Raw genomic sequence first — 6,294 nt, forward strand, 5'->3', positions numbered from 1 at the left:
CAATCCCTTGAGCTTCCATGTGCCGCTTTCAGCGGTTGCGCAGTTCGCCGGGTCCCCGGGCGAAGGCTTGGCCGCGACAGCGCCGACCTGTACAATCGTAGGATGAATGCAGGGAAGGGAGGGAAGCGCTTGATGCGGCTTGGTCGGAATCTCTGCCATTTGACGATCGCGGCCTTTATCGCAATGGCGCTTTGGTCCAACGCGGCATCGGCCGACCCCATCACGCCCGAACAGATCACCGCCGCCCTGCCGAAGCTCGAGGCACTGGCGCAAGGCGCTGTTGCCGATGGCGCGGTGCCCGGTCTCGCCATCGCGGTCGTGCACAATGACGAGGTGGTTTTCCTCAAGGGGTTCGGCCATCGCGAGGCCGGCAAGCCCGAGACCGTCGACGCCGATACCGTGTTCCAGATCGCCTCGCTTTCCAAGCCGGTTTCCGCCACGGTCGTGGCGGCGCTGGTCAGCGACGGCGTCGTGTCCTGGAATTCCAAGATCGCCGACCTCGATCCGGGCTTCCGGCTCGCCGATCCCTATCCGACGAGCGAGCTCACCATTCGCGATTTGTTTTCGCATCGCAGCGGGCTGCCAGGCACCGCCGGAGACGATCTCGAGGACATAGGCTACGATCGCGCCACGATCCTTCACCGCTTGCGCTTCGTGCCGCCATTGTCGAGCTTTCGCGCCGGCTACTCCTACAGCAATTTCGGGCTGACCGAGGGCGCAGTCGCGGCCGCCAGGCCGACGGGAAAATCCTGGGAGGAGGTCGCCGATGAAATGCTTTATCGTCCGCTAGGCATGGCTTCGACCAGTTCCCGGAACGCCGATTTCATCAAGCACGCAAACCGTGCCGCGCTTCACGTCAAGGTGGATGGCGCCTGGGCCGCCAAGATCAAGCGCGATCCGGACGCGCAGGCGCCTGCCGGCGGCGTCAGCTCCACCGCGCGCGATCTCGCGCAATGGGTGCGCCTGCTGCTGGGCGACGGCGTCTATGCCGGCAAGACGTTGATCGCCGCCGATGCCTTGGACCAGACGCATATGCCGCTGATGACGCGCGGCAAGAACCCCGTCTCCGGTGGCGAATCCTTCTACGGCCTCGGCTGGAACATCGAATTCGGCCGGCACGGCCTGAGCTGGGGCCACGCGGGCGCCTTCAGCGTCGGCGCGCGCACCCTGGTGACGATCTTCCCGAAGGACAAACTCGGCATCGTCATCCTTGCCAACGCCTTCCCGACAGGCGTGCCGGAAGGACTTTCCGACAGCTTTGCCGATCTCGTCTTTGAAGGCAAGGTCGAGAAGGACTGGATCGAGGCGTGGGATACGATCTACGCCGGCATGTTCGGTCCGGTGGTCGAGACGGCCAAGGCCAGATTTGCCGCGCCGCCGTCAGCGGCTCGGCCGGCGGCACCGGCCAACGCGTATGCCGGCCACTATGCCAACGATTTCGTCGGCGACGCGGTCGTATCGCGGGCGGGAGACGGTCTTGTGCTCAAGGTCGGGCCGGCCGGGGCACGGTCCTATTCCTTGACGCATTACGACGGCGACCTGTTCTTGACCTATCCCGACGCCGAGACCCCGGACAGGCCGGTGGGCGTGAGCTTTGTCGTCGGCCCGGACGGCAAAGTATCGGCCGTGACCATCGGGTTCCTCGACGACAATCATCTGGGCACGCTGCCGCGCGTGGGCGACTAGCAAATAGTCCGACCCAACCCAGGGTGCTGCCTGCTTGCCGCCCTTACGCGCAGTCCTTACGTCGAAAAACACGAAGGTCCATCTCGCGCCAACGCGTCAAAACCTTTTCCTCGAAGCGATTGCTTTTGAATCTAACGCAATGAATGCTCTCGATCAGAAATATGTCGTCCTTGGATGCAACCTCCTCCAGGAACTTGAGCTGCACCTCTGGGATTATTCGGAAATTCCTCTGTAGTGGAGCAATTTGAAGCAGTCGCCGCTACCCGACTTTGTCTGCGTCAGCACCGGTTTCGCACGGTCGATCCATAGCTGCTGCGACTTAGTGTCGGCCTCGATCGCGTCGGCCGGTGGAAACGCGACGAAACTCTTGCCCTTGCTGAAGAGCCAGCAGGCGCGGGCGAGGAACCGCCTGCCGCGCTGGCGCAGCAGATCGGCGTCATAGAATATGTCGAGCACCTCGCGCTTGATCTTCTGTTCCTTGTCGGGGTTGGCGACCGCCGCCCCGACCGGCTCGTCGCCGATCGCGTCATGCAGGTCCTTGTAGTCGAGGCTCAGCTGCGTCATGGCGTATTTGATCTCGTTTTCATCGCGCACGATGTTGAACCACAGTGCCGGATCGAGCTCGTTGACGACGAAGGTGTTCTCAAGGTCGCGCGACAGGTTCAGGATATCGAAGTCGCGAACATCCACATCGCGCTCGATCAATTGGATCTTTTCGACCTGCTTGGCGAGGTCGGCTCCCTTGGCGCTGATGGCGGCACTGTTTCCGCCGAGTTCGGGGCTGACATAGGCGCCGCCCTGGTCCAGCACCTCGTCGAACTCGCCGAGCGTTTCGATGACGGGGGCGCCGCGGGCAACACGCGCCGCAAGCTTGGCCAAGACCAGCTGCAGCTCGGTCTCGCGCTTGCGCTGATCCTGATAGTTCTGCTGGAAGAAGAAGATGAACAGCGAAACGCCGATGCCGATCAGGATCACGCCCAGCTGCGAAAAGATGTTGCGGTAGTATTCCAGCAGCTTTTCGCGATGGCGCACGTCATCGCGCACGCTATGCGCCACATGCAGATTGACGATCAGCGAGAGGATCAGCAACCCGGCGCCGACCAGGATGAGCCCGCCGATCAGGAGGTAGCCATGGCCCGCTTTGAAATCCATCGGTTCGCCCCGAAACCCGCGGCTGTGCAGACTAATACCATTTTTGATTCAATACATTCGCTTTGACGCCAAGTTTGAATTTTCTCTCCAAAACGACTTGGCTGCGATCACAATTCCGGCCGTCGATCCCCCTATGACGGCAGCAATTGGCGTGATGCCAATCGTCAGGTAGGCGAATGCTTCCATCGCGAGCCCGATGGAGGAGTTCGAAGGCTTTTGCGCCTTGGCACGGATGCTGTATCAGGCGCTTCGAGTTCAAGGAGTCTTCTATGATCTTCAATGATTGCGCCAGGACGGGCGACGAATCGATGGAGGCGAGCTGCAAATCGGCCGATGATCGGAACGTCCTTTTGGCCGCACACGACGCCGCCTGGCAGGACGATATCCGTGCCGGCGTGCGCCATGTCCGCGACCTCGCATCCTTGCCACTCTCGCCCGTCGAGCGTGAAGCCGCACAGGAAGCCGCCGCCGCGCACAAGGTGCGCGTGCCCAAACCCTATCTCGACCTGATCGATTGGAACGACCCTGACGACCCGATCCGCGCCCAGGTGATCCCGTCTCCCGACGAGTTGATCGCCGCCGAAGGCGAGCTCGACGATCCGATCGGTGACCATGCCTTCAGCCCGGTGCCTAGGCTGACGCACCGCCATGCCGACCGGGTGCTCCTGTTCCCCACCTATCAGTGCGCCGTCTATTGCCGCTTCTGCTTCAGGAAAGAGTCGCTGACATCGATCGGCCGCGGCTATACGAGCGAAGCGCTGGAGCCGGCGCTGGCCTATATCGCCGGGCATCCTGAAATCCGCGAGGTGATCTTGACCGGAGGTGATCCGCTGTCGCTGCCCGACAAGGCGTTGGCTCAAATCCGCGCTCGCCTGGAGGCGGTCCCGCATCTCAGGCTTCTGCGCATCCACACCCGCGTGCCGGTGGCGCTGCCGTCGCGCGTAACGTCCGGCATGATCGAGGCGCTGCAGGGTCGGCTGATGGTAACGGTGGTCACTCACTTCAACCACCCGCGCGAGCTCACGCAGGCGGCCGAGGCGGCTTGCAGTGCGATGCGGCAGGCGGGCTTCGTGCTGCTCAACCAGAGCGTTCTGCTGAAAGGGGTCAACGACAAGGTAGAGGTGCTGGAGGAACTCTGCCGTGAGCTGATGTATCGGTTGGGCGTAAAACCCTATTACCTGCATCACGGCGACCTCGCGCGCGGCATGGCGCACCGCCGCACCACGATTGCCGAAGGCCAGGCGCTGGTGGCCGAGCTGCGCCGGCGGCTCTCCGGCATCTGCAACCCGACCTACGTCATCGACCTGCCGGAGGGCGGCGGAAAGGTGCCGCTGGCGGCGAGCCATATCGAAGGCTGCGAGGACGGAACCTGGCGCATTCGCGGCCAGGACGGCAAGGCGAGGAGCTACAGCGAGGTGGTGGCGGACTGCTGAGCGCCCGCATGCCGCTCAAGCGCGGCCCGGCCGCCTCGTTGGGGGCAATCTGCCGGTTGCCGGGCCTGACCTGCGGGAGTTTGTGGCCGCCGGCTGCGGCAAACATCGTTCCGAGGCGTTGGGACTGCACCATGTGAACAATCTGCGTTTACTCCTCTGTTTGCACGATGCGGCGTCCTGCCAAAGGGGCGACACTGTCATCGATCCGCTTGGATCATCGTAAAGTCCTTAGCTGCTTAGTCCCCAGCTGGGTTCACCTAGCGATCCTCGAAGCCCCGCGGGCGCCTCCCCGGAGCACGCGGGGCCCTTCGTTTGTTACCGCCGGGTCGCAACATCGCCCTCTTGCTGTGGGAACCGGATTCCGCGCCTCGCATTCTATCAGCGGGGACTAAAGGAGTTCGGCATGAAGGCTTTGTTGGGAATTGTCGGCGGCTTCGTGCTGACCCTCGCGGTGTTCGCCAGTGGGCTCGCCTTCGCCACCTGGCTGCTCGCCGCCAAGCCGGCGCGCCAGGCGACCCCGACGATCGGCGTTTCCGAACTCTGGACGAAGGACGCCCAACCGGTCGATCCGGAGAAGCAGAACCTTGAACGCATCCCCGCCCAGCAGGCGGCGGTGGCATCTGCCAAAGCCGGCGAACCGGCCAAGGCCGATAACGGCATGCAGACCGCGGCGGTGGTCGCGCCGGCGCCACCAACAGCCCCGCGACTACAGCCATTGCCCGACGTTTCTGGCCAAGGCCAGCCCACGCCCGACGCCGGCGCGGCCCAGCAGCCGACCGCGGCCGATCAGCAGGCGCAGCAACAGCAATTGCCCGTGGCCCATCTGCAATGGTGCGCCGCCCGCTATCGCAGCTACCGTCCGGCAGAAAACAGCTACCGCTCCTACAGCGGCGAGCTGCGCCCCTGCATTTCACCCTATTACGACCCGATGGGCGACCGCACCGCCTCGACCGGTCCAAACGATCGGCAAGGCCAGCGTGGTCAAGCCGTAGCGAATGATCGGCAAACCGCCGCGGCCGATGATCAGACGAGCGACGACCAGGCCGAGACGGACGGCTACGCCCCGACGGGCGACGGCTACGTCACCACCTATGGCGGCCCGCCGGAAGAGATCTCGCCCGAGGCTGGGGCCGTGCGGGCACAGGGCCGGCAGATATCGGCCGCCCATATCGACGATTGCTTCAGCCGCTACCGCTCCTATGATCCGCAGGACAACACTTACCAGCCCTTCGACGGCGGCCCGCGCCGCCAGTGCGAGTAGCGCCGACGCTTTTCCTCGCCCCGTCAGCGGCGAGGGCGAGATGGCCGCGAAGCGGAAACGGGCCTGCGATGCTGGCAGGGCCCGCGCTACGCCTCAGAGCTTCACCACTTTCCCGGATTCATCACGTTACCCGGATCGATCAATTCCTGATCGCCTTCGCCAAATCCCGCTTCACCGGATCCGCATGCCGCTCATAGGCCTCGCGCTTTTCCAGCCCCACCCCATGCTCAGCCGAGAACGAACCGCCGGCGTCGCGCAGCCCCTCATAGAGCACGTCCTCGACCGCCGCGTGCCGCTCAGGTGAGACCGGCCCTTCGCAATTGATGGAGATGTGCAGATTGCCGTCGGCGAGATGGGCCGTAGACATAGGGCGCGTATGAGGCGTCGAGCCTCTTCAACCCCGCTTGGATGCGCGCCACATAGGCGTCCAGCCCGCTACTCGGCACCGACACGTCGAAGGAGGGCGCCATGGGATGCGCGCGCTCGATCTCAACGGTCTCCTCGCGCAGCCGCCACATCTGGGCGGCCTGGGCGTCGGAGCTCGCGACAAGCCCGTCGATGATGCCGGCCTCTTCCCAGATCGCCGCCAGCCCGTCCTCCAGCGCGCTTCTCGCCGCCTCGATCGAGTCGGCGCCGAGCCTCAGCACCAGCAGGCAGGGTGCGTCGAGCGGCAATTGCCCGGGCGCATAGTTCAGCGCTCGTTGCATGAGTGAAGCAAAATTGGGCCATAGGATCTCCGCGGCGGTGAGGCGTGCGCTGGTG

Annotated in this window: 6 protein-coding genes; 3 read left to right on the forward strand and 3 right to left on the reverse strand. The window is 64.2% G+C overall.

Features of this window, described 5'->3' with window-relative positions:
- Positions 1 to 132 precede the first annotated feature (132 nt).
- Positions 133 to 1,686: a serine hydrolase gene (locus tag LB528_RS19395; protein WP_224715957.1), complete on the forward strand. Its 1,554-nt coding sequence runs from the start codon at positions 133 to 135 to the stop codon at positions 1,684 to 1,686.
- Positions 1,687 to 1,899: 213 nt separating this feature from the next.
- On the opposite strand, the gene LB528_RS19400 is transcribed toward LB528_RS19395, so the two are convergent.
- A complete protein-coding gene (locus LB528_RS19400; RefSeq protein WP_224715958.1) occupies positions 1,900 to 2,838 on the reverse strand; it encodes a hypothetical protein in 939 nt (312 codons plus the stop codon).
- A gap of 308 nt (positions 2,839 to 3,146) precedes the next feature.
- On the opposite strand from LB528_RS19400, the gene LB528_RS19405 reads away from it, so the two are divergent.
- Positions 3,147 to 4,271 carry a KamA family radical SAM protein gene (locus tag LB528_RS19405; protein WP_224715963.1) on the forward strand — a complete coding sequence of 375 codons (1,125 nt, stop codon included), beginning with the start codon at positions 3,147 to 3,149 and terminating at the stop codon, positions 4,269 to 4,271.
- A gap of 403 nt (positions 4,272 to 4,674) precedes the next feature.
- A complete protein-coding gene (locus LB528_RS19410; RefSeq protein WP_224715959.1) occupies positions 4,675 to 5,532 on the forward strand; it encodes a BA14K family protein in 858 nt (285 codons plus the stop codon).
- Positions 5,533 to 5,671: 139 nt separating this feature from the next.
- Here the strand turns inward: LB528_RS19410 and LB528_RS30260 are convergent, their stop codons facing one another.
- Both LB528_RS30260 and LB528_RS19415 read right to left on the reverse strand, forming a co-directional pair.
- Entirely contained in the window at positions 5,672 to 5,899 is a 228-nt protein-coding gene (locus LB528_RS30260; protein ID WP_263487359.1) for an FAD-linked oxidase C-terminal domain-containing protein, read from the reverse strand.
- Positions 5,829 to 6,294, reverse strand: a 466-nt coding sequence (locus LB528_RS19415) for an FAD-binding oxidoreductase (RefSeq protein WP_318012326.1), incomplete at its 5' end; no start/stop codon positions are given. The genes LB528_RS30260 and LB528_RS19415, both read right to left, overlap by 71 nt.

Origin of the sequence: Mesorhizobium sp. CA4 (assembly GCF_020165075.1) — a bacterium.
Classification (GTDB): Bacteria; Pseudomonadota; Alphaproteobacteria; order Rhizobiales; family Rhizobiaceae; genus Mesorhizobium.